The organism is Listeria grandensis (assembly GCF_014322885.1).
Classification (GTDB): domain Bacteria; phylum Bacillota; class Bacilli; order Lactobacillales; family Listeriaceae; genus Listeria_A; species Listeria_A grandensis.
Genome location: NZ_JAASUG010000001.1, coordinates 557,026 through 581,601, shown reverse-complemented (window position 1 = coordinate 581,601; position 24,576 = coordinate 557,026). Strand labels below are relative to the sequence as shown.

General features: G+C 43.9%; 17 protein-coding genes and 1 pseudogene. 13 read left to right on the top strand and 5 right to left on the bottom strand.

Annotated elements, in window-relative coordinates; translation table 11 throughout:
• The first annotated feature begins 400 nt into the window (after positions 1–400).
• Positions 401–4,207, top strand: a complete 3,807-nt coding sequence (locus HCJ54_RS02420; protein ID WP_187136500.1) for an immunoglobulin-like domain-containing protein — start codon at positions 401–403, stop codon at positions 4,205–4,207.
• 132 nt (positions 4,208–4,339) lie between these two features.
• Positions 4,340–8,161 carry an immunoglobulin-like domain-containing protein gene (locus tag HCJ54_RS02415; protein WP_187136499.1) on the top strand — a complete coding sequence of 1,274 codons (3,822 nt, stop codon included), beginning with the start codon at positions 4,340–4,342 and terminating at the stop codon, positions 8,159–8,161.
• A gap of 158 nt (positions 8,162–8,319) precedes the next feature.
• On the opposite strand, the gene HCJ54_RS02410 is transcribed toward HCJ54_RS02415, so the two are convergent.
• A complete protein-coding gene (locus HCJ54_RS02410) occupies positions 8,320–10,113 on the bottom strand; it encodes a LysM peptidoglycan-binding domain-containing protein (protein ID WP_187136498.1) in 1,794 nt (597 codons plus the stop codon).
• A 429-nt stretch (positions 10,114–10,542) separates the two neighbouring features.
• On the opposite strand from HCJ54_RS02410, the gene secA2 reads away from it, so the two are divergent.
• The 4 genes from secA2 (at position 10,543) to HCJ54_RS02390 (ending at position 14,998) form a co-directional block, all read left to right on the top strand.
• A complete protein-coding gene (gene secA2, locus HCJ54_RS02405) occupies positions 10,543–12,861 on the top strand; it encodes an accessory Sec system translocase SecA2 (protein ID WP_187136497.1) in 2,319 nt (772 codons plus the stop codon).
• A gap of 90 nt (positions 12,862–12,951) precedes the next feature.
• Positions 12,952–14,124: an AI-2E family transporter gene (locus tag HCJ54_RS02400; RefSeq protein ID WP_187136496.1), complete on the top strand. Its 1,173-nt coding sequence runs from the start codon at positions 12,952–12,954 to the stop codon at positions 14,122–14,124.
• Between the two features lie 134 nt (positions 14,125–14,258).
• Entirely contained in the window at positions 14,259–14,513 is a 255-nt protein-coding gene (locus tag HCJ54_RS02395; protein WP_036063986.1) for a hypothetical protein, read from the top strand.
• A gap of 11 nt (positions 14,514–14,524) precedes the next feature.
• On the top strand, positions 14,525–14,998 hold the full coding sequence (locus tag HCJ54_RS02390) for a DUF2716 domain-containing protein (RefSeq protein WP_187136495.1): 474 nt from the start codon (positions 14,525–14,527) through the stop codon (positions 14,996–14,998).
• Positions 14,999–15,046: 48 nt separating this feature from the next.
• On the opposite strand, the gene HCJ54_RS02385 is transcribed toward HCJ54_RS02390, so the two are convergent.
• Positions 15,047–16,780 (bottom strand): pyruvate oxidase, encoded by a 1,734-nt coding sequence (locus HCJ54_RS02385; protein ID WP_187136494.1) that lies wholly within the window; start codon positions 16,778–16,780, stop codon positions 15,047–15,049.
• 227 nt (positions 16,781–17,007) lie between these two features.
• Between HCJ54_RS02385 and HCJ54_RS02380 the strand changes: the two genes are divergently transcribed.
• The 3 genes from HCJ54_RS02380 (at position 17,008) to bcaP (ending at position 19,789) form a co-directional block, all read left to right on the top strand.
• A complete protein-coding gene (locus tag HCJ54_RS02380) occupies positions 17,008–17,253 on the top strand; it encodes a hypothetical protein (RefSeq protein ID WP_187136493.1) in 246 nt (81 codons plus the stop codon).
• Between the two features lie 15 nt (positions 17,254–17,268).
• A complete protein-coding gene (locus HCJ54_RS02375; protein WP_187136492.1) occupies positions 17,269–18,330 on the top strand; it encodes a HEAT repeat domain-containing protein in 1,062 nt (353 codons plus the stop codon).
• 70 nt (positions 18,331–18,400) lie between these two features.
• On the top strand, positions 18,401–19,789 hold the full coding sequence (gene bcaP / locus HCJ54_RS02370) for a branched-chain amino acid transporter BcaP (RefSeq protein ID WP_187136491.1): 1,389 nt from the start codon (positions 18,401–18,403) through the stop codon (positions 19,787–19,789).
• 87 nt (positions 19,790–19,876) lie between these two features.
• Here bcaP and HCJ54_RS02365 read toward each other — a convergent pair whose 3' ends face one another.
• Positions 19,877–20,098 (bottom strand): hypothetical protein, encoded by a 222-nt coding sequence (locus HCJ54_RS02365; RefSeq protein WP_187136490.1) that lies wholly within the window; start codon positions 20,096–20,098, stop codon positions 19,877–19,879.
• A gap of 94 nt (positions 20,099–20,192) precedes the next feature.
• Between HCJ54_RS02365 and HCJ54_RS02360 the strand changes: the two genes are divergently transcribed.
• Entirely contained in the window at positions 20,193–20,693 is a 501-nt protein-coding gene (locus tag HCJ54_RS02360) for a hypothetical protein (protein ID WP_187136489.1), read from the top strand.
• Between the two features lie 61 nt (positions 20,694–20,754).
• On the opposite strand, the pseudogene HCJ54_RS02355 reads toward HCJ54_RS02360, so the two are convergent.
• A pseudogene (locus tag HCJ54_RS02355) lies at positions 20,755–21,293 on the bottom strand (histidine phosphatase family protein).
• A 385-nt stretch (positions 21,294–21,678) separates the two neighbouring features.
• On the opposite strand from HCJ54_RS02355, the gene HCJ54_RS02350 reads away from it, so the two are divergent.
• Positions 21,679–22,164 carry a hypothetical protein gene (locus HCJ54_RS02350; RefSeq protein ID WP_187136488.1) on the top strand — a complete coding sequence of 162 codons (486 nt, stop codon included), beginning with the start codon at positions 21,679–21,681 and terminating at the stop codon, positions 22,162–22,164.
• Between the two features lie 48 nt (positions 22,165–22,212).
• Here the strand turns inward: HCJ54_RS02350 and HCJ54_RS02345 are convergent, their stop codons facing one another.
• Positions 22,213–22,758 (bottom strand): PadR family transcriptional regulator, encoded by a 546-nt coding sequence (locus HCJ54_RS02345; RefSeq protein ID WP_187136487.1) that lies wholly within the window; start codon positions 22,756–22,758, stop codon positions 22,213–22,215.
• Positions 22,759–22,910: 152 nt separating this feature from the next.
• On the opposite strand from HCJ54_RS02345, the gene HCJ54_RS02340 reads away from it, so the two are divergent.
• Both HCJ54_RS02340 and HCJ54_RS02335 read left to right on the top strand, forming a co-directional pair.
• Complete coding sequence (locus HCJ54_RS02340; RefSeq protein WP_342354439.1) at positions 22,911–24,110, top strand: MFS transporter; 1,200 nt, start codon at positions 22,911–22,913, stop codon at positions 24,108–24,110.
• A gap of 13 nt (positions 24,111–24,123) precedes the next feature.
• Positions 24,124–24,543, top strand: coding sequence for a universal stress protein (locus tag HCJ54_RS02335; RefSeq protein WP_185411760.1), 420 nt, complete (start codon positions 24,124–24,126; stop codon positions 24,541–24,543).
• The last annotated feature ends 33 nt before the right edge of the window (positions 24,544–24,576 follow it).

Genomic DNA, 24,576 nt, shown 5'->3' with positions numbered 1-24,576 from the left:
TTATATATATGTATAGGAGAATTTTTTACTTTTTGCAACTTATATGTATGGTATGATTCGTTTGTGGTGCTACTCGTATTGTGAGATGTACCGGAAATGAGGAGGGAAAGACAACAATGATGATTAAAAAAATTGGGGTGGCGACTGCTAGATATCACTACAGATTAGCTGATATTGGGCAGAATGATATGATTTTAAAAATATCTAGGCAATGAGTGAAAGGTTAGCTTATAGTGGGAAATAATATTGGAAAAACGAATACGAGATTAGAAATGACATCTTTAACATGTATATGACCAAGAGCTATTAATGTGTCACGATAAAAGATTGCTGATTTAACGATTTTTTACGTGTACATTAAATATAACTACTCAAATGAGCAAAAATGGAGGATTTACAAATGAGCAAAAACATCGTCAAAATTGTGGCAGGAAGCATGATTGTATCAGCCGTATTAACTGGAAACACAAGCGTGCCATACAATGTAATGAAGGGACCTATCGTGCTAGCGGCAACAAATGCACAAGGTGTTCCGAAACCACCAGTGGAGGTAATTAGTCTTCAAAATGGTAGTTTTGAACAACCAGCCGTGTCTTATGGAACTTGGAAAACACTGGATCAATCAGAAGTTCCAGGATGGAATACAACAGGATCAGATGGCTTAATCGAGATCCAGAATCATTTTGAAAACAGAGAAGCAGCGGATGGAGAACAATATGTGGAGCTAAATGCATATGAAGCTTCTGGTTTATATCAGGACATAATCACGACACCAGGGGCAAAAGTGAGATGGCGAGTTGCGCATCGTGGGCGGTTGACAACGGATACTGCAACCGTTAAATTTGGAACACCTGATGATTTAAAAATAATCGAAACGATGACGACTTCAAAAGAGGCTTGGAAAACTTATTCGGGGACGTATACCATTCCAGCAGGACAAACAACTACACGGTTCCAATTTGAAGCCGTAGGTGGAGATCCTAGAAATGGGAATTTACTGGATAATATCGTATTTGCCACGCAATCCTTCATTACTGTAGATGGAAAAGTAGACCAAACTTCTGTGAAAGAAAACAAAATTGCGACCTACTCTTTCGACGCCAAAAATGAAGGCGGTATGGCATCACAAAATACAGAGTTATCGATTCTGATTCCGGAAGAAGTGACTCTCGTTTCATCTGATGTCATGGTGGACGGCGTATCGATTGCTGGCTCTTATGACAGTAGTACTCGTACACTATCGATCCCGCTTGAAAGTGTGGGTGAGGGCGCAACAAAGCATGTGACATTTGACGTGAAGGGCGCAGTTGTAGCCGACGATATCACTACACAAGCGACAGTGACACATCAAGATCAAGGCTTTACAGATGAAGACTATATAAATTACTCGAACGACGTCACGTTGAAGGTGATCGCGAACCATGTGCCAACCATTGAAGCATCAGATCATACCGTGAAAAAAGGGGGCACATTTAATCCTCTTACAGACGTGAGCGCAGTGGATCAAGAAGATGGTAACTTAACGAGTAGCGTGAAAGTAACAGAAAATGATGTCGATACTTCACAAGTCGGTACGTACCATGTGACATATAGCGTGACGGATTCCGACGGCAACACGACGACGAAAACAATCACGGTAACGGTGACAAGTAATGACGTGCCGGTTATTAACGCAACGGACGTGACGCTGAAAAAAGGGGAGCAATTTGTGCCGACAGCGGGTGTGAGTGCGAGCGATACGGAAGATGGCGACGTAACGGCTGACATCCAAGTGACGGCGAACGATGTGGATACAACAAGTGTTGGCGAATATCACGTGACGTATAGTGTGACAGATTCGGACGGCAATGTCACGACGAAAACGATTGCGGTGACAGTGACAAGTAATGATGCACCAGTCATTACAGCGGCAAATAAGACCGTGAAAAAAGGTGGCACGCTTGATCTGGAAGCCGGTGTGAGCGCGACGGATACTGAAGATGGTAATCTGACAAGCCAAATCACGATCACGGCGAACGATGTGGATACAGCACAAGTTGGGACGTATCATGTGACGTACAGCGTGACGGATTCGGACGGCAATGTCACGACGAAAACGATTGCGGTGACAGTGACAAGTAATGATGCACCAGTCATTACAGCGGCAAATAAGACCGTGAAAAAAGGTGGTACGCTTGATCTGGAAGCTGGTGTGAGCGCGACGGATACTGAAGATGGTAATCTGACAAGCCAAATCACGATCACGGCCAATGATGTGGACACGTCGAAAGTGGGAACGTATCATGTGACGTATAGCGTGACGGATTCCGATGGCAACACGACGACAAAAACAATCACGGTAACGGTGACGAGTAATGATGCACCGGTGATTTCGGCAACAGATCAGACGTTGAAAAAGGGAGGCACGTTTAACCCATACGCAGATGTGACGGCAAGTGACACGGAAGATGGCGATATGACACTGGCTGTCGAGGTAACCGCGAATGATGTGGATACGTCGAAAGTCGGCACGTACCACGTGACATATAGTGCGACGGATTCCGACGGCAACACCACAACGAAGACGATTACCGTGACAGTGACCAGCAACGATGCACCAGTTATCCAAGCGTCCAACATCACGATGCGTGTCAATAAAGCCTTCGACGTGAACAATGCCGTGACAGCGAGCGATACAGAAGATGGCGATATCACTAGCAAAATCCAAGTCACAGCGAACGATGTCAATGTTGACAAGGCTGGCGTGTATCACGTGACGTACAGTGTGACGGATTCCGACAATAATACGACGACGAAAACGATTACCGTGACCGTGTTGACGGATGACGCGCCGATTTTGACAACGAATGATGTGTATTTGAAAGTGGGCGACACGTTTGAACCACTGGCAGGTATTACCGCAAATGACACCGAAGAAGGCAACCTCACGAATAAGATCAAGGTAGAGACGAACACGGTAGACATGACACAAGCGGGCACGTATGCTGTTTCTTATAGCGTGACAGATGCTGATGGCAATAAAACCACGATCCAACGCCACGTCTATGTCCGCACGAACGACAAACCAGTGATCCACGCGACAGACCAAACATTCAAGGCTGGACGCACTTTTGATCCGATGGCAGGCATGTCCGCAAGCGACACAGAAGACGGCGATGTGACAGGAGACGTGACGATTACAGCGAATGACGTCGATGCGACTCAAGCAGGCAACTACCACGTGACCTACAGCGTGAAGGACAGCGACAACAACGTAACGACGAAAACCATCACGGTGACCGTGTTAACCAATGAAAAACCAGTCATCACGGCAAGCGATATCACGCAAAAAGCCCATCGTGCCATCGATCCAATGGCGGATGTTTCCGCGGCAGACCTCGAAGATGGTGACGTGACAGCCAACGTGAAAATCATCGCGAATGATGTCAATATCGATGTGCCCGGCGAGTACCATATCACATACAGTGTCCTCGATTCCGACGGCAATACCACAGAAAAAACGGTGACCGTGACGATTCTCAGCAACGAGAACCCTGTCGTAACTGGGCAAGATAGCAGTTTCAAAGCAGGTCGCACGTTTGATCCAATGGCTGGTATCACAGCAAGCGACACCGAAGATGGCGATCTCACAGCAAGTATCCAAGTGATCGCGAACGACGTGAATCCAGATGTTGCCGGTGTGTATCATGTGACGTATCGTGTGACCGACTCTGATAGCAACACGACAGAAGTGACCTACACGGTGACTGTATTAAGCAATGAGAAGCCAGTGATCCACGCGAGCGACCAAGCGATTGCTTTTGGGACACCGTTTGATCCAATGGCAGGCGTCAGTGCAAGCGATGTCGAAGATGGGGATCTCACAGGTAGCATCACGATTATATCCAACGATGTGAATCCGAACGTCGCGGGGATTTACCACGTGACATACAGTGTCGTCGATTCCGATGGCAACGAAACACAGATCACGATTACCGTCCTTGTCGGGGCGCAACCCGTAGCTCCAGTCGTTCCAACTACGCCCGTCGTGACACCAATGACACCCACTGTTCCAAGTAAACCAGCACCAGCGCAAACCATCCAAGCTGTGGCGATGCCAACAGACCAAGTATTACCAAAAACAGGCGATAATGACGTCGCGAAAACACTTGCCCTCGGCGGTTTCCTAACAGCCCTTGGCGCAATGTTCTTGCGTAGAAAGAAATAGTTGCCGTTGTGGCATCTACTTCTTTCTGTACTCAAAATACGCAAGTGTTATGTGGTAAAAGTTCCACGATAGGAAACGGTATTGATTTTGCCAAGGAAATATTTAGCTATTAAGAAGGAGGAAGAATTTAAAATGTCATTGAAGAAAATAGGCGCAACATCTGCGGCGATAGCACTACTTGTTGGAGGAGCAGTTCCAACGTATGCCGCAGAACAAGATAATTCATATATGTATACAACGAAGGCTGAATCGAAGCTGAAAGCAACTCAACTGGAGGAAAGTGGTTCTTTTTCAGATGTTACAGACTACTTTTCTGTTGTTCCAGGAAAATCATCAAGTATCGATAAAAATAAGGTAACCATCACACCTAAGAAGGATAGTCAGGCAGGAGGACTTTGGTCTGACGCTAAAAATAAAGTTGATCTAACAAAGAATTTCCACATGCAAGCAAATTTATATATGGGAGATAACCCAAATGGTGCGGACGGAATGGCGTTTGTTATGCAAAATGATCCTCGCGGAAGTGAAGCAATTGCAGGCGTTGGCGGCTCGATGGGAATGTACGGTAGTAACTATATTAAAAATGCCTTAGCTGTGGAATTTGATACGTATGTAAATGACGGTATTGAGTTTGCAGAGACATGGGATTTAAATGTTTCGCCGAAAAATAAACATATCGCAATAACCGTTCCTGGTATTGGCCCGGTTATTGAACATCATGCCTTGAACGTACTACCAGCAGGAGAATATTTTGAAGATGACCAAATCCATCCGGTAACTATTGATTGGGACGCTACTACTAAAACATTAAGCTACCATTACCTTTCATATTCAGGAAGCTATCAAGTAGAGGATTTACAAGCAGCCTTTGGAGGAACGGAGGTGCAATTCGGATTTGTCGGCTCTACAGGCTCAAGACCTAATTTACAAGAATTAACGATTACGGAACTACAAGTGAACGGTATTTCTCCAGAACTAAAATTGACAATAGACGACAAGAAGGGGAATGATAACGGTAAAGCAGAGCCAACAGAAGCAGTAACTGTTACGAATATGATCTCCAATAAAACAAATGATGCTACAGCATTTACGATGCAATACGGTGTTGATATGGCAGCCGAATTTGATGCGAGCACACTGACAAATCTGACACTAACAAGAAACGATGGAGAAGTTTATTCGGTAACAAAAGAGGAGCTCCTAAGCCATAGCATTCAGTTGCCGTTTGCTAGTCCATCCAACACATTTACACTGACGTATGATGTGAATATCAAAGCAGATGCCGCGCCAAACAAATCGCTAATGAAAATTAGTGGTATTGGAAAAGTAAATGGAGTTAGTTACACATCAAGCGGTCAGATTGAGCTAAGAATACCGGGGGAAAAACCGACTATTACAGCGAGCGATAAAACAGTGAAAAAAGGCGCGACGATTGACCCGATGGAAGGTGTAGAGGCTACAGACATCGAAGACGGTAGTTTGACAAATAAAGTGACAGTGACGGCCAATGATGTGGATACATCGACAGTCGGAACGTATCATATAACTTATAGCGTGACAGATAGTGACGACAACAAGACGACGAGAACAATCGCGGTGACGGTGACGAGTAACGACGCGCCAGTTATTAACGCAACGGACATGACGCTGAAAAAAGGGGAACAATTTGTGCCAACAGCGGGCGTGAGTGCGAGCGATACGGAAGATGGTGACGTATCGGCTGACATCCAAGTGACGGCGAACGATGTGGATACAACACAAGTTGGGACGTATCATGTGACGTACAGCGTGACGGATTCGGACGGCAATGTCACGACGAAAACGATTGCGGTGACAGTGACAAGTAATGATGCACCAGTCATTACAGCGGCAAATAAGACCGTGAAAAAAGGTGGTACGCTTGATCTGGAAGCTGGTGTGAGCGCGACGGATACTGAAGATGGTAATCTGACAAGTCAAATCACGATCACGGCCAATGATGTGGACACGTCGAAAGTGGGAACGTACCATGTGACATATAGCGTGACGGATTCGGATGGCAACACGACGACCAAAACAATCACCGTGACGGTGACGAGTAATGATGCACCGATGATTTCGGCAACAGATCAGACATTGAAAAAGGGAGGTACGTTTAGCCCATACGCAGATGTGACGGCAAGTGACACGGAAGATGGCGATATGACACTGGCTGTCGAGGTAACCGCGAATGATGTGGATACGTCGAAAGTCGGCACGTACCACGTGACATATAGTGCGACGGATTCCGACGGCAACACCACAACGAAGACGATTACCGTGACAGTGACCAGCAACGATGCACCAGTTATCCAAGCGTCCAACATCACGATGCGTGTCAATAAAGCCTTCGACGTGAACAATGCTGTGACAGCGAGCGATACGGAAGATGGCGATATCACTAGCAAAATCCAAGTCACAGCGAACGATGTCAATGTAGCCAAAGCAGGCGTGTATCACGTGACGTACAGTGTGACGGACTCGGATGGCAACGCAACGACGAAAACGATTACCGTGACCGTGTTAACGGATGACGCGCCGATTTTGACAACGAATGATGTGTATTTAAAAGTGGGCGACACGTTTGAACCACTGGCAGGTATTACCGCGAATGACACCGAAGATGGCAACCTCACGGATAAGATCAAGGTAGAGACGAACACGGTAGACATGACGCAAGCGGGCACGTATGCTGTTTCTTATAGCGTGACAGATGCTGATGGCAATGAAACCACAATTCAACGCCACGTCTATGTCCGCACGAACGACAAACCAGTGATCCACGCGACAGATCAAACATTCAAGGCTGGACGCACGTTTGATCCGATGGCAGGCATGTCCGCAAGTGATACAGAAGACGGCGATGTGACAGGAGACGTGACGATTACAGCGAATGACGTCGATGCGACTCAAGCAGGCACCTACCACGTGACTTACAGCGTGAAGGACAGCGACAACAACGTGACGACGAAAACGATCACGGTGACCGTTTTAACCAATGAGAAACCAGTCATCACGGCAAGCGATATCACGCAAAAAGCACATCGTTCATTAGATCCAATGGCAGGTGTGAGCGCCGAGGACCTCGAAGATGGCGATCTTACTTCGAATATCCAAGTGGTGGCGAATGATGTGAACATCGATGTGCCCGGCGAGTACCATATCACATACAGTGTCCTCGATACCGACAGTAATACTACGGAAAAAACGATTACCGTGACGATTCTCAGCAATGACAAGCCAGTGATTACGGGGCATGATACAAGCTTCAAAGCAGGCCGCACGTTTGACCCAATGGCCGGAATCACAGCAAGCGACACCGAAGACGGTGACGTAACAAGCGCGATCCAAATCCTGGCGAACGACGTTAATCCAGACGTACCTGGCGTGTATCACGTGACGTATAGCATTACTGATTCTGACGGCAACACAACGGAAGCGACCTATACCGTGACCGTATTGACCAACGAAAAACCAGTGATTCACGCAAGCGATCAAACACTCGCATACGGTCAAGCCTTTGATCCAATGGCAGGCGTGAATGCTACTGATCTCGAAGATGGCGATTTGACAGGCAAAATTACGATTGTATCAAATGATGTGAACCCAGAGCAAGCAGGTATCTATCATGTGACTTACAGCGTGATCGATTCGGACGGCAACGAAACACAATTTACCATCACGGTTATTGTTGGTGCACAGCCAATAGTACCAGTCACACCAGTTGCCCCAACAAATCCAATCGTGAAACCAGTAACACCTGTTCAACCTACTGTTGTGATGCCAACAGCAAAGCCAACACCAGAGAAAGAAATAGAGCCTGCGCAAATAGCAAAAGAATTACCAAACACAGGGGACACATCAGGAATAAGCACAACCCTATTCGGAGGACTTTTCGTCACATTAGGTGCATGGTTCCTACGCAGAAAGAAATAAGCTAACACATGTAAAAAAAGAATTAAGCACTTGCGAAAAGATGGCTTCTGTATTGTACAGGAGTCATCTTTTTGAGATTTCACCGATAATGAATCTGTTTTTATACGAAAGAAAACCGCTTGCAAGTACGAAGCCTGCAAGCGGTTTGGTTTTATTTTTTAGAAGTTAGCTACGCGACCATATCCTACGAGATAATTAGCCCAGTAACCTGATGTGATGTTGTCGATTTTAACGCCGTTGTCTTGTGCGTCGATCATTTGACCGCCGCCGATATAGATACCAACATGCGCAATACCGCTACCGTAATCAAAGAATACTAGATCGCCAGGTTTTGCTTGGCTAGCGCTGATCTTTGTAGATGCAGCATATTGTGATCCCGATGTACGTGGAATCGAAATGCCAAGTTTTGCAAAGACATATTTTGTATAGCCGGAACAATCGAATGTAGATGGTCCGTTACCGCCCCAAGAATAAGGTTTTCCAAGATGCTTTTGTGCTTCGTTCATTAGTGCGCTGAAGCTTGCATCGGAAGAAGATGAGTTATTGTTGCTACTACCCGAATTGTTATTCGTGTTGGAACTTGAATTCGAATTGCTGTTGTTATTGCCTGTATTTGATGGTTTGTTTACATTTGAGTTGTTGTTGGAGCTAGATGCTGTTCCTTTTACTTTCAAAACATCGCCAACTTGTAGATTGTTACTTGTTGCATTGTTTAATGCTTTTAAGTTATCTACGGTTGTGCCAAATTTTTGCGCGATTGTGTAGTAAGAATCACCGCTTTGGACAGTATAGTTCGATGTGTTGGAAGTGTTAACAGCTGGTTTACTTGGCTTGCTTGGTTTGTTGACATTAGTTGTTGGAGCGGTATCAGGTTTTGATACGGCTGGTTTTTCTGTTTCAGGTTTCTCTACCGTTTCTTTTACCGGTGCAGAGCCTTTTACTTTTAGAACGTCGCCAACAACGATATTGTCATTAGTTAAACTGTTGATTGCTTTTAAATTTGCTACGCTTGTGCTAAACAGCGTTGCGATTTTGGAAAGCGAGTCGCCAGCTTGAACGGTGTATGTAGATGCATTTGTGTCTACTTGAACGGCTGGAGCCTCATTTTGTTCCGCTTTTGGAGGTGTAACTGTTTCTGGTGCTGCTTCCTTCACTTCTTCTTTTGCTGGTGGAGCTGTTGGCGTAGCTGTTTCTGGTGCTTCTTCTTTTGCAACAGGAGCGGTTACTTCTTTTTCAGGTGCAGGGGTTTGTGCTTCGCTTTGATTCACTGCGAGCGTTTGTCCTACGTAAATAGAAGAGGAAGATAGATTATTCCAAGAGATCAAGTCTTGCACGGATACGCCATACTTGGTTGATAATGCCCAAAGTGTGTCGCCGTTTTTTACTTTATGTGTTGTCGCGTTAACGGATACTTCTTGTTCTGCGGCAGGTTGTTCAACTTGCGGTGCTGCAGGTGTTTCTGCTTGTGGTTCTGTTACTTCTTCTTGAACGGGTGCGCTCGGTGTTTCTGGTTCAACAACAGGAGTTGCAGCAGTTACGTCAGATAGGTATTTGCCATTGACATAACCTGATTTACCGTCTGCATAGACGACTTTGTTCCAGCCGTTTGCTTCTGTAGTTTCAACCGTGACTTGTGTGCCACCTTTAATAGAAGTAATGATGCTGTTTTCAACACTAGGGCCTTGACGAACATTTAGCCATGTCGCATTGACGGATTTTTTAGCTTCTTCGGCTAATTTAGCTACTTCTAATTTTTGACCTGGATAGATCGTGTCGGAAGTTAACTTGTTAGCTTTTTTAATAGTATCAACGTCGGTACCTGCTTTTTGAGCGATCCCCCATAGTGTGTCGCCCGCTTGTACAATGACAGTATTTGCTGATGCAATGGTTGGTGCTGCGAAGGCTGTGACTGCGATTCCAGCCGTTGCCGTTGCTATTGCCGCCTTTTTCATATTTTTAAAACTCCTCTCTAACTTTTAATGCTAGGTTTTTTCTTTTTATACATACTCATGTAATACCCATTCTACGGGGATTTAAGATAAATTACAAATGGAGGAATAAGGATTTAAGGTGATTCTATAAACACGCGGGCACTTTTGTAACATGGCTGTAAAGGTAGATAATAGGAACGCGCGTTTCATTATGCTGTGGAACGCGAGAGGTTGGGAATCGTGAGCGTCAATCTGTATAAAATATTACATTCTGATTTTCGTATGACGAAACCTGTTGGCAAAAATCAATAGAAAAATTTAATCAAACTGTAATAATTGAATCTGGCGTTTTTTTGTAAGGGGGCATGCTTAAAGAAATTTTATCTAGAGATTCCTTGGTTTTGCAAGGCTTTCTAGGTTATAATAGAAGATGATTAGGAGGCTTTAAAAATGGTACAAACATATGATGATCGAAAAATAGTGAAGGCATACCGAAATATGGCCCGTGAGGTTGTCAAGCGGGAGGATTTATATAGATTGATGGATCAATCCGCGCTGAAGGAACAAACGCAACACTGGATACATAAATTTCAGGAGCGGGAAATCACGGAGCGCGACCGGATTTATATCTTTACGCTAGTGAGAGAGGCGGCACGGCGGACTGTTGGGCTGGAGGCTGTGATGGTTCAGTTGATTGGCGCTTTCGTTCTCGGCGATGGGAAAATTGCGGAAATGAAAACAGGTGAGGGGAAGACGCTCGTTTCTTTGTTTGTGATGTACATAGAGGTGTTGCGAGGAAATAAGGTACATTTGGTAACGGCGAATGAGTACTTGGCGAAGCGTGACCGTGAGGAAATCGGACAGGTGTTGGAATACCTTGGTTTGTCGGTTGGCTTAAATGTTTCGGGGCTTGATAAGGAGCAGAAACAAGCGATTTATAAGGCGGATGTTATCTACGGAACCGCATCGGAATTTGGTTTTGATTATTTGCGCGACAACATGGTTCGGCAAACAGAGGATAAGGTGCAGTCGGGACTTGATTTTGTGCTGATCGATGAGGCGGATTCCATTCTGATTGACGAGGCTAGGACGCCACTTCTGATTTCGGATCGTAAGGAAGAGGACTTGACGCTTTACACGGTAGCCGACGAATTGGTGCGGACGATGTTGACGGACGATTATGAAGTCGAGGAAAAGAAACGATTTGTTTGGCTGCATGACGCGGGAATTGAGAAGGCGGAACGCTTCTGGAAAATTGATTCGTTATATGCCGAGGCACATCAGCCGCTTCATCGGATCACAATGCTACTTTTGCGGGCGCATTTTTTGATGCAAAAGGATAGGGATTATGTGGTGTTAGATGGAGAGGTATTGATCATTGATCCGCATACTGGGCGGGCGCTTCCGGGGCGGCGTTTCAATGACGGTTTGCACCAAGCCATTGAGGCGAAGGAAGGCGTGGAGGTTCGGGAGGAATCTCGGACGCTGGCGACGATTACGGTTCAGAATTATTTCCGGATGTACAAGAAGCTTTCGGGCATGACGGGAACGGCAAAAACGGAGGAAGAGGAATTCCGTCATATTTATAATATGGATGTGGTTGTAATTCCGACGCATCTACGGGTAAATCGGGTGGATAATGAGGACGAGGTTTTCTATACGAAGGAACAAAAAGGAGAGGCCATTGTGTATGAGGTGTCTTGGCGTTATGAACGTGGGCAACCTATTTTGATTGGGACGTCTTCGATTAAGAGTAATGAATGGGTCAGCGAGCTGTTAACAAAAGCCGAAATCCCGCACCAAGTGCTGAACGCGAAAAATCATGAACAAGAGGCTGAAATCATTGCTCGCGCTGGGAAAAGAGGTATGGTGACGCTCGCGACGAATATGGCGGGACGCGGAACGGATATCAAGCTTGATAAAGGCGTGTATACGCTTGGAGGTTTAGCTGTGATTGGAACGGAACGCCATGAAAGCCGGCGAATCGATTTGCAGCTGATGGGACGCTCTGGACGTCGTGGGGACCCTGGTTTTAGTAAGTTTATCTTGTCGCTAGATGATGAGCTGATCGACCATTTTGATAATAAGCGTTGGGAAGCCTATGTTCGCCGTATGCAACGCAAATACAATTTTGATGATAAACCGGTGCAGTCGAGGAAAGTCCATCAGATGATTTTGGAGGCGCAGAAGCGTTTAGAAGGTTCGAACTACGATATTCGCAAAGACTTGCTAGCTTACGATGAGGTCATCGATATTCAACGCAAAAAGGTGTACGAAGAGCGGGATCGCCTGCTTAGCATTGATCAATTGGGCGCTTTTTCGGAGCGGATTTTGCGGGAAGTGGCGGAGGACGTATTCTCAGAACGCGAGCCGGATCTTGACGCGCGCTATGCCAAAATGGGCGAACTGCTCGGTGGTACGAAATTTCCACATTCGTTTGACCAAGTCACGTTGATGTCGCAAGCAGAGGCGGTAGAAGCGTTGGTTTTCTGGCATCGCAAACAACGAACGAAATTTCCAACAGGAACGATTAACCAGATCGAAAAAGAGGTCTATTTGAATTTGCTAGATCAAATGTGGGTGGTGCACTTGGATCAGATGGTGCAACTTCGTGAGGGAATCCATTTGCGCGCTTACGGGCAACAAGATCCGCTAATCATGTATCAAAAAGAAGGCGCCGAGTTGTTCACAGGTTTTCAGGATCGGTATCATTTCTATTTTGCGCATGCGTTGTTGGAACTTGACCCAGAAGGTCTTGTGCTTGGTTAGATATAAATGCGTGAGTTTGTTAGGAATAACTTGTATAATGGTTCTGAAACTTAGATTTAGGGAATCTAAAAATAAAGAGGGGTGGAGTGAATGAAAGAATCGTTTTCGAAGTTCAAGAAATTTTTTATTGAAAACAAATTTGTGCTTAGTCTACTAATTTTCCTATTGGTCGCGCTAGATATTTACGTTTTGACGAAGATCTCGTTCATTTTTGACCCAATTATGGTGATTATATCCACGATTGCAGCGCCGATTATCTTGGCGGGAATTGCTTATTATTTATGTAATCCGCTCATTGATTGGTTGGAAAAGAAGGGCTGGCATCGTGGCTGGTCCATCGGTTTGCTGTATCTTGTGATTATTGGGTTATTGGTATTGGTATTTAGCTTTATCGTGCCAGCTGTGAAAGATCAGATTGTGAGTTTAGTGAAAACATTCCCGTCATACTGGGATAAAGTCGTTGCGAAGTTCAATGAATTTTCGGAGTCACCGTTATTTGATCAGGTGAAGGGGAAAGTGCAGGAGAATTTTAGTAGCATCACAAAAACGATTTCTGAGCAAGGGGCAGGTGTTGTGAGCAGCGCTGTTAACAGTATTGGTAGCGTGGTTGGAACGGTGACTGAGGTTATACTCGCGATCGTAACAACCCCACTTGTCCTATTCTATCTACTAAAAGACGGCAAGAAGTTACCAGACTATCTTTTAAAAATGTTACCAGTGAATTCACGCGCACATACACGCCAAGTTTTGCATGAATCCAATGGCCAAATTAGTTCGTATATTCGTGGTCAGATTATCGTTAGTTTTTGTATCGGGATTTTACTGTTTATCGGTTATCTCATTATCGGTTTACCGTATGCGCTGACGCTTGCTATCATTGCCGCGTGTACGAGTATTGTGCCGTATTTGGGACCAGTTATTGCGATTACACCAGCGATTATCATTGCGATTGTGACATCTCCTTGGTTACTTATAAAACTCATCATCGTTTGGATCGTCGTACAACTACTAGAAGGAAAATTTATCTCCCCGCAAGTCATGGGGAAAACGCTCAAAGTGCATCCAATTACAATTCTTTTCGTGATTTTAGTTTCAGGGAAATTGTTTGGTATTCTAGGCGTCATTTTTGCGGTGCCAGGATATGCCGTACTTAAAGTCATCGTGACGCATATGTTCATCTGGTTTAAACGGATCTCAGGGCTTTACGGGGAGCAGCCAGAGAGCGATTATGCAGAGGACACAACAGCAACAAAAGAAAAATAAGGTTTGAAATGGGAGGATCAGTTAGCGATAACTGGTTCTTTTTTTTCGCAGCCATCATCAAATATTAATTTTAAAAATTTTTTGGCTCGTGTATACTGATGGAGTAGAAGTTTTTTTGTATAGGGGGATTTAGAGTGAGCGTTGCAAAAATCATGGTGGGTATTGTCATCGTTGTTTATGGGGTGATCTTAGCCAACCTTATTTATTATATGTTTCAAACAAAAACGGGGCTTGGATTTCCAGTCTGGATTCAAGTGATACTGGGCCTTTGTTTCCTGGCGGTTTCGATCTCTAATTTGAAGCATAGACATTATATTTTTGGGAGTCTTTTTGCTAGTGCCGTCGTATTGATTGTGGGAAGTGTAGTTGTGAATATGATGTATAGTTGAGGGGTGGCACGATGGAATGGTATGAAATAGAACATGTGCGAGCAGTTGATGATAAATTTCGCGCGAAGTACGCGTTTAAGCCGTCTTCTTCCATTTTTGCGAGACCGATTATACCGAACGATGCGAATGTAGTTTTTAAGGAGTATAAGATTTTGAGTCATCGGACGTATGAGGAGGAGGCGGAGCGGGAGTATTTTGAGGGCGAAGCTTGGACGAAGCGATTGTTCTTACGGTTTTTCGGCGAGGAAATGTATGCGTTGGATTGGTATCATGAAGCGTATCGATTTTTGGTGGATTCGGAATATCCGCGTGGTGAATTTGGTGACTGGTATGTGCCTTATTTGCCGGATGGGGATTATTATTTCTTCTTAAACATGGAGATGGATTTGGCGTGGCTCAGTCATCCTTGGCGAAAAACGGTGACGGTTGTGGGGGCGGAGTTGGTAGATTATATTGAAACGAACGGCTGTCCTTTCTTGAAATGAAAAATACGATGCTAGGCATAAACAGCGCTGGCATCGTATTTTTGTACGTTAGAAGAAGCGACGGATGATGGTTTTCAGTGGCGGCATTTTGCTAAAGCGACGGTCTTCTAAAACGGAACGGATTTCGAATTTAGTGTAACCGAGTGCTTCGTCCATCACGATTTTTCCGGGAAGTGGTGCGGCATCGCTGTCTACTAGGACATCGATAATTACAGGGCGTGTAGCGGTGCGGGCAGCTTCAAAAGCCAGTTCGAGATCGTCAAATTTTTCGACACGGAAACCAAGACCGCCACAACTTTCGGCAAATTCGGCGTAGTTGATGTCTGGGAGGTCGATCGCGTAATTTAATTCGCCGGCGGATTGTTGTTCGTATTTGATGAAGGACAGTTCTTTGTTGTTTAGCACGACGATAATCATTGGCAATTTATAGTGTACGGCGGTCACGAAATCTTGCATGACCATTGAGAAGCCACCATCACCAGCTATAGCGATGACTTGGCGTTCTGGGAATGCGTATTTAGCTGCGATGGCTCCTGGAAGCGCGCAACCCATTGTTCCAAGCCAAGCGGAGATGAGGAAATCATTTTGATGGCCAAGGTGGAGATAACGGGTACTCCAAACCGTAGCTGTACCAACATCGATGGAGAAAATAGCATCTTTGTCGGCAATTTTTTGGATATTGGCCATGACAGCTTCGGGAGCGATGGGCTCGCCTGTTTTTGCTTCATCTTCGCGGAGCCATTTCCACCAATTGGTCATGTTTTCTTGGCAGGCATCTAGGAATTCGCGTTTCGCTATGTAATCCGTTGCATTGATTAGAGCGGTTAGCGCTTCGTCTGCGTCGCCAACGATGCCGACTGTAGCGGGGAAGCGGTGACCTATTTTGGCTGGGTCGATATCGATTTGGATGCATGTCACGTCATGTTGCGGTAAGTAGTCCGTATAAGGATAATCATTGCCAATCATAAGTAGTAAATCGGCTTCCTGCATCGCTTCATAGGCTGGTTTTGTACCGATTTTTCCAAGGTTTCCGAGGAAGTTTGGATGGTCATCTGGCATGATGCCTTTGGCTGGAAGTGAGATGATAACTGGTGTTTTGGTATGTTCGGAAAATTGGACAAGTGTCGCTTTGGCATGTTTGGTGCCGACGCCAGCTAGGATGATCGGATTTTTGGCTTTTTGGATGAGGGTAGCTGCGCGCGCGATGGTTTCTGTCGCCATTTCTGGTTTTATTTGCTGGTAAGCCTCTTGTTTTGGTTTGTTATTCATTTTGATTTCAGTTAGTGGTATATTATTTGGAATCGTTAGGACGGCGACACCTTTTTTCTCGTAAGCTGTACGAATGGCTTCGTCGACAATGTCGGGAAGTGTTTCTGCGCTTTCGATTTGTTTATTGAAAACGGCGACATCGGCAAATAGGGTTGGTAAGTCGACTTCTTGGAAATAGTTCGTGTTGGCGACATCGGTTGGGACTTGGCCAGCTAGAACGAGCATCGGCACGTTGTCCATTTTGGCGTCGTACATTCCGTTTAACATGTGAATAGCGCCGGGACCTCCTATGGATAGAGCGACCGCGATTTTGTTCGTGAGCTTTGTGTAGGATGAAGCGGCGAGTGTGGCGACTTCTTCATGGCGGACGTGGATGAACTGGATAGATTCTTGTTCGGCACGGAGCGCATCAACAATGGTATCGATCGAATCGCCGGGAATCCCGTATACGTGATCGATATCCCAGTTTTTTAAGACGTTAACTAGCGCTGTGCTTGCTTTCATTTTTGACATAATTAGTCCTCCTCATTTTAGTGAATGTATCTACATTCTATTTTTACCCTACTCGCATGCAGGGAAAACTTTTTAACTATTGAAGATAGTTTGAAAACTAGGTATGATAGAAGTATCAGATTAGTAAAGGGAGAGGCGTATGGGGAAAATAGAGGGAATTCAGAAAATGACAGATGCGTTAGAATTTGATGTTATTCCGAATGCGGAGTCGGTGTATGAGGTCACGTTTGACTGGGCGTATAGCGAAGATGGATGATGTGATATTTTGGAAGAAGAATAAGGTTTTTTTGCGCGATGAGAGAGTAGAGACGCGGGCTTTAATGATGATGAAGCTGGCAACGGTTGTCCAGTTTATTTTGTTTGTTGCGCTAGTTCTAGTTTATTTTCTAACGAGTACGTGGACGATTGCCTTGATTATTGTTTTCGCAGTTGTGTATATTGGGACGAATTTATTTGTGATGAAACAGATTTAGAGGGGAGAGATCGTGATGAAGCATTGGCGTCACTGGGAAGAAATGCAGGAAGCGGTGCCCGGTTTTGACGGGACTTATTTGGATGAGATGTCGACATTTTCATATGAGGTCTTGGAATTACCACCTTATTATGACAAAAAGCCTTGTTTGACGTCGGTATTTTTGCAGTTAATGGATGGCAAAATGTATGATGTGTCGTTGCGGTTTATTGGGGTTAGTAGCTTGAAACTGGATATGCATGGGGATTGGCTAGTCGGCGATATTAAGATTAGCCGGGAACCGATAGAGGAAATCCAGTTTTATGTGAATGATTATGAGCATGGCACGATGTCGTTTTATTGTGAGGAAGTGGAGTTTCTCGGTGTGCAGGAAAGTGTGGAGGAGAACTTGAAGCGGGCGTTGACTGATTTTCGGATACTGGCGGGGATGGTGGAGCCGGATTGTGAGGAAATCGTGGAGGTGCTTGAGATATTGAAGGAGTTTGGGGAACGGCCAATTGTTGCGGAGCTGTTGTTGCAGCATGTAACGCATGAAAATCAGGATATCCGAGACGCTGTATATGAGTATTTGTGGTATGTTGATGATCCGCGAACGGTAGACATTGCGTGTGAAGGGCTACAAAGTGAGGATGCGTTGCAGCGTATTAAATGTTTAGAAATTTTGGGGAAATGGGGAGACGGTGAGGTTGTCCCGCAACTTTTGGCTGTTTTGGAAAAGGATGAGGATGCGCTAGTGCGTTGTTATGCGGCCGAGGCGATTGGTGCTACGGCGAACGAGGCGACTATTTCGATTTTGCAGCGTTTGTTGCTTGAAGAACAGGACGATGTTGCGAAAATGGGCATTGTTTATGGATTAGAGCGTTTAGGACACCGCGATTTAGATCTGTTCTTTGAAAATTTAGCGAATGATTACTACATTGTTAGAATTCGCATCGTGCTTTATTTGACGGAAATAGCGTTGGAAGACCCCAGAGTTTTGGCTGCAATCGTGCGGGTTTTAAAGGAATATCGCGATGAAGAGAAAACAGTTGCGGTTCGAGAAGCCTTTGATCGTGCGCTAGAAGAGTTGGGCAAATGATTTTATGCAAAACGCGGTTGAAGAATTCCGAAAATTATGCTAAAATTCGTATATAGATCGGAGGAGTTTGATGGGAAACAATAATTCATTTTTCAGAAAAAAGAAGTTTCACTTGGATACGAGTGGCGCGCATCATTTGAATAAGACATTAGGGGCTTTTGATTTAACAATGCTTGGTGTAGGAGCAGTAGTTGGAGCTGGTATTTTTATTTTGCCGGGGAAAGTTGCTTCTGTCATTGCTGGACCAGGAATCATTATTTCGTTCATTATTGCAGGTTTGGCTTGCTGTTTAGCGGCACTCTGCTATTCGGAATTTGCTTCAAAGTTGCCGGTTGCTGGTAGTGCGTATACATATAGTTACCACGTTTTCGGTGAAGGAATTGCGTGGATACTAGGGTGGTCGCTCTTGCTGGAGTATGGTCTTGCAGTTGCAGCCATTGCAAGTGGCTGGGCTTCTTATGTGAAAAGTTTACTGGCTGGATTTAGCCTCCACATTCCAGAAGCTATTTCAGGTTCTTACAACCCAGACAAAGGTGTTTATTTCGACTTATTGGCATTTTTAGTAATTATTATTATAGGCATTTTGCTGAGTTTAGGAATAAAAGAATCCACGCGTGTTAACAATGTGATGGTGCTGGTTAAGGTTGCCGTTGTTGTCCTGTTTATTATTGTAGGTATCTTCTATGTGAAGCCGGACAATTGGACGCCATTCTTACCGTTTGGATTTAGTGGAGTTATAACAGGAGCATCGACAGTATTCTTTGCTTATATTGGTTTTGATGCGGTTTCGACGGCATCAGAGGAAGTGAAGAACCCCCAACGTAATATGCCAATTGGGATTATCTCTTCTCTTGCAATTTGTACAGCATTGTACATCTTGCTATCAGCTGTTTTGACAGGGATCGTTCCATTTGCTGATTTGGAAGGAATTAGTGCTCCTGTAGCCTTTGCACTTCAAGCCATCGGGCAAAATTGGTTCGCAGGCCTGTTATCACTTGGTGCGATTGTTGGGATGACAACAGTTATCCTTGTTATGTCGTATGGTGGAACACGTTTATTGTTCGCCATGGGCCGTGATGGATTGCTACCAGAAAGCTTTTCTAAATTAGGAAAACGCAATACACCAGTTCGTAATACGTTGATTTTTGCGATTTCGATGGGTCTTGTTGCGGGTGTGGTACCGCTCGAACAATTAGCAGAGCTGATTAATATCGGAACATTGTTCGCTTTCTCGATGGTATCGCTTGGAATTTTCTTCTTGCGTAGAAACAAAGATTTACCACAAACAGGTTTCAAAACACCGCTGTACCCGTTTGTACCAGCGTTGTCGTTCTTGTTATGTGTGTATTTGATCTTGAATTTATCCGCAATTACATGGATTTCATTTGCGATCTGGTTTGTCGCAGGGTTAATTGTGTACTTTTCTTATGGAAGGCGTAATTCGAAATTGAATGCTTAGATAAACTTATATTTGCGCCTACTTTTTCTTGAAAAATAAACCCTTAAAACTGGAGTTTAGCTCTAATTTTAAGGGTTTATTTCACTGCTATTTTTTTGTTTTATAGTCCCACCAAATAAATACCACACCTAGGACTATTAACATTATTGGAATAGTTAAAATCCCACCTAAAAAATTGACGTTATCAAAGTCTTCGCTGGATTGTGTTGAAACAGTGATTAAATTTCTCTGGAAAAGGTCTAATATTTCTAACAAAAATATACCGCTTAATCCCAACATAAAAGATGTAAATGCAAATACTTTTTTCATGGAAATTCCCTCCTTATTTTTGTAATACTTAGTTTAACATGTTAATATGATAATTGAAATAGTAAAAACATAATAAATCGGGGGGGGTTTGCAAGTGAGAGTTACATTGAAAAAAATTTTAGTGGGAATTTTGGTAGCAATTTTAGTAGTTTCAGGGACTGTATTGGTTCCAAAGAAAGCAGATGCAGCACCAGTTGTAGGATGGCAAACAACAAAAACATACTCAAATATGGCATATGGAGCATGGGAGACACAAGGGGTTAGAAAGAAAAGTAATTCTACGGGTACGGTTAGTTTTTCAGGTACGACAAAAGTTACGACTTCATATAATGGCACTATAAAAGTTGGTGTTCCAAAGGTTGAGTCGGTATTAGGGTTTAAGTTGACCAGTTCGGAAACGTATAAATTCTCCAATACTTGGAATGTTAAAAAGAATGTTTCATATAAGGTCCAAACGCGTAAACGGTATAAAGTTTACTCGGTTAAACAAACAAAAACTACAATAGACAGTTGGACTGGACAACGTGCTGTGTCAAACTATTATGTAACAGTTAAGAAAAATGATGGTATAGATGTTAGAGCATTGGAATCATAAAAAATAAGGAGACTGAGAGGTAGAGTGATCGTTAGATCACCGTATCTCTCAGTCTCTATTTTTAATTCATAGCTTCTCTGTTAATGTTTTTAAGATTATGATTAATAAAATCAAACAGCATAAATTCCCCATTTTCATATTCAAATTTCAGAATAAAACGATTTTTCACCCCGGTTACTTTGCCAATTTTGCTATTTGCCTCCCAATGTCGTGCAAATTGGGCGCAAGCAATACCGTGAGAAGCCGCTAAAACGACATCATGATCTGGAAGCCTATCCCGAAAACCTATCTCTCGTTCGCCACCATAATTCTCGAAAAAATCTCCATATGGAAGCGGCGGATTTAAGTCTTCGCTTTCCCCTTCAAATGTGCCAAAGTTCCATTCTTTTAAGCCTTGATTCGTGTATAGTTCATCGCAGTGACTAATTCTAGCGTGTCGCAAGCCCATTCAAATTTGGAACTGTAGGCTTGATCAAAAGTAATATCGTGATTTTTGAAGAAATTTCCATCTGTTTTTGCCTGATGGATACTAGTTTCAGCTAGTGGTGCATCGCAAAATCCTTGAATCTTTTTGTGTTCATTAAATAATGTTTTCTTCATTGTTCTTCTCCCCAATTGTGTGGTGTAGATAAATTGTAAAACTTTGATGTAGCTCCATGTCAAGTTTAAAAATAGCGTTCAGGATCAATTTTCATACGTTTAGGATAAAATCGGTTTTTGGCACACGTTTTATGATAAGCTTAATGTAAAAATGGTGAGGGAGCTTCGTGTTATGAAGAAATTTATTGTAGCGGGCCTGGTTGTCATAGCTATTCTTCTTGTTGGGATTGCCTGTTATAGTTATACTAAGAATGAGGAGTTGAAGGAGCGCGGAAATCGAGTAAGGCAGGAATTTTATCGTGCGGTGGACGGGGAGCGATTATTTAAGTGTTTTCCAGTAAGTCGATGGAATAGGAGTGAGTGAAAATTTTAGGGAGTGGAGAAAATGTTTTTTCATTTAGTGAGGAAGAAGGCGGTGTTGCTCGATCGGTACCTGCGTGTTTACATAGACGACGGGAGGCTTTATTTCGTTCAAGTAGGCGGTGATTTCTACAATCAAAAAGCCTTTGAAGCAGCTACAGGAGATACTATTGTTGGGATGTTATTGTTTTATTTTCCATATCGGCTAGCACAGAAGATGCAGGAAAAACGATGTCAACAATGTGATGAATTGGTTGCCAAAAAAGCTTTTATGACGCTTTTACAAAAGTCCGCTAACTTCAAGATAGAATTCAAAGAAGTTACTAAACTAGAATTCCGATCAAAAGGAAGCTGGAATCGATTTTGGTCCAATCACGGGGAAATTGTTCGTATACATACGTTGAACGGTAAGATTTATCGATTCGAAGTCCCATTTGGTGAGTCAGTAGAGAACATCATTTCCCACTTAGAAAAAACGCATTTAAAAATAGAAAATAAGATCGCGCGCTAAAAACACCGTATCTCAGACTAGGGATGCGGTGTTTTCATTTGCATATAATCAGATCTTATCAAACGCGGTATGATACAAATCCTCAGCCCAGTCACACCATTCTAGCTCCTGTGTGCAAATATCATCACGGCGTTTGACGATTAGATAGCGGCCAAAGGAATTGCGCCATTCTTCTTTTCTAGTCGGGTCGTTCTGCAAGATTTCTAGTTCTTCCAGTTTTGGTTTATTAATCGCAGCTCTTTTTTTGTAATGTCTACGGCGATCATTGAAAAGTTGGATCACGGTGCTTTTATCCATTAAGGCAATTACGTAAATTTTAGCAAGAAATTCATCGCGGCTAATGGGCTCTGGTGTGTCTTCTAGCACCCATTCGCTGACGGCTTGCACGCCTTTTTCTGTGAGCGAGTAGATTTTCTTCGTCGTATCAGGATCGGCCTCGAAATGGACATAGCCTTCTGTTTCCATTTTGCCGAGGACGGTGTAGATCTGACTGTGATGGGCTTGCCAAAAAAGTTCCATATATTGCTTTAGTTCATAGCCAGTACAGGACTTTCGGGCGAGCATGCAAAGTAGGACGTAACTCAGTGTATTCAATTTAAACCCCTCCAACGCAGCATATATTCATTTCAGTATAGCACATCTTTGTTCTAAAATACATATAAAAATAAACATGTAAATATTTACATAATGGTGATGGGAGGCGTATACTCTAAAATAAGCAATAAAAAGAAACAGGAGTGGTAGTTGTGGTAGAGCAGAAAGTAACATTAAACAAAGAAGACGGTATTTTGAAAAGTTTGCTGCATCAGCCTAAATCGGCATTAGCGGTAGCTTTTTCATGTGTCGTGGCTTTTATGGGGATCGGGTTAGTGGATCCGATTTTAAAATCGATTTCGGAACAATTACACGCGACACCCGCGCAAACGTCGCTATTATTTACGAGCTATATGTTGGTGACGGGTGTTGTGATGCTGTTTACAGGATTTATATCGAGCCGAATTGGGGCCAAAATGACGTTGTTGATCGGACTCGTTATCATTATTATTTTTGCATCGCTTGGTGGATTATCGCAATCGGTGGGGCAGTTAGTTGGCTTGCGGGCAGGCTGGGGACTTGGTAACGCGCTTTTTATTTCCACGGCACTTGCAACGATTATCGCGGTTAGTTCGGGCGCGACGGAAAAAGCGATTATTATGTATGAAGCGGCAATGGGACTCGGCATGTCGGTCGGACCGCTTGTCGGAGGGCTTCTTGGTAGCATCACATGGCGTGCCCCATTTTTTGGAGTAGCGACGCTGATGGCCATTGGATTTGTGGCAATTATCATGCTGCTTGATCCGATACCAAAACCGAAAGTGAAGTCGAAATTCTGGGGTTCACTTGTAGCTTTACGCCATAAAGGTCTACTCGTCACTGGTTTAACGGCCTTATTTTATAATTTTGGATTTTTTACATTGTTGGCTTATTCGCCGTTTTTGATGGAGGGATATAGCGCGATTCAAGTTGGTTTGGTGTTTTTTGGCTGGGGCTTGATGCTTGCTATTTCGTCCGTTTTTGTAGCGCCACGACTAGAAGAAATGTGGGGCACGAAGCTTGTCATGGTTGGAGCTTTGGCACTGTTTGCGCTTGTTTTGGTTGTCATGGGGATCGGTGCGAATGACAGTACAATCATTTCGGTTTGCATCGTGATCGCCGGTTTTTTCCAAGGAATTAACAATACGCTTATTACCTCAGCAGTGATGGTTGTTTCGCCAGTAGAGCGCTCCACGGCTTCTTCTGCGTATAGCTTCATTCGCTTTACTGGTGGTGCGATTGCGCCTTGGCTTGCCGGAAGTTTGGCTGTATGGTTCAACCCTCATGTGACATTTTACGTGGCTGGATTTGCTGTTGTTATCGGGATTATTATTTTGCTCGTAGGAAGGAAATCACTGGTAGCACTTGATTAATGGAGGGATTCGAATGAAAATCGGAGTATTAATTGCAGACGACCAACTATCAAAAAAGATCATGGAAAAAACGATTGGGCTGTGTCGGGAATTCGCGGTACCACCTGAGATTACGTTGATTCATGTCGTCAATATGAAAGGGATTGCGGAGGACATCGAAGTTGGCGTGGATCTAGAAGGTGACTTGATAACGGATGCACAAAAAATGCTAGCGGAAAAAGGCACGGTACTTGAAGCGGCTGGATTTGGGTATAAAACAGCGATCTTGAACGGTTTCCCTGCAAAAGAAGTCACGAAATACGCAAACGATGGCAAGCTTGATATGATCATTATGGGGCATCACGACTTGTCTCTCATGCAGAAAGTAACGATTGGTAGCGTTGCGAAAAAGATAATAGAGGATGCAACCTTTCCTGTGTTGTTGATCAAATAAAGAGTAGTGGGGAAACACGATGTTGTATCGTAT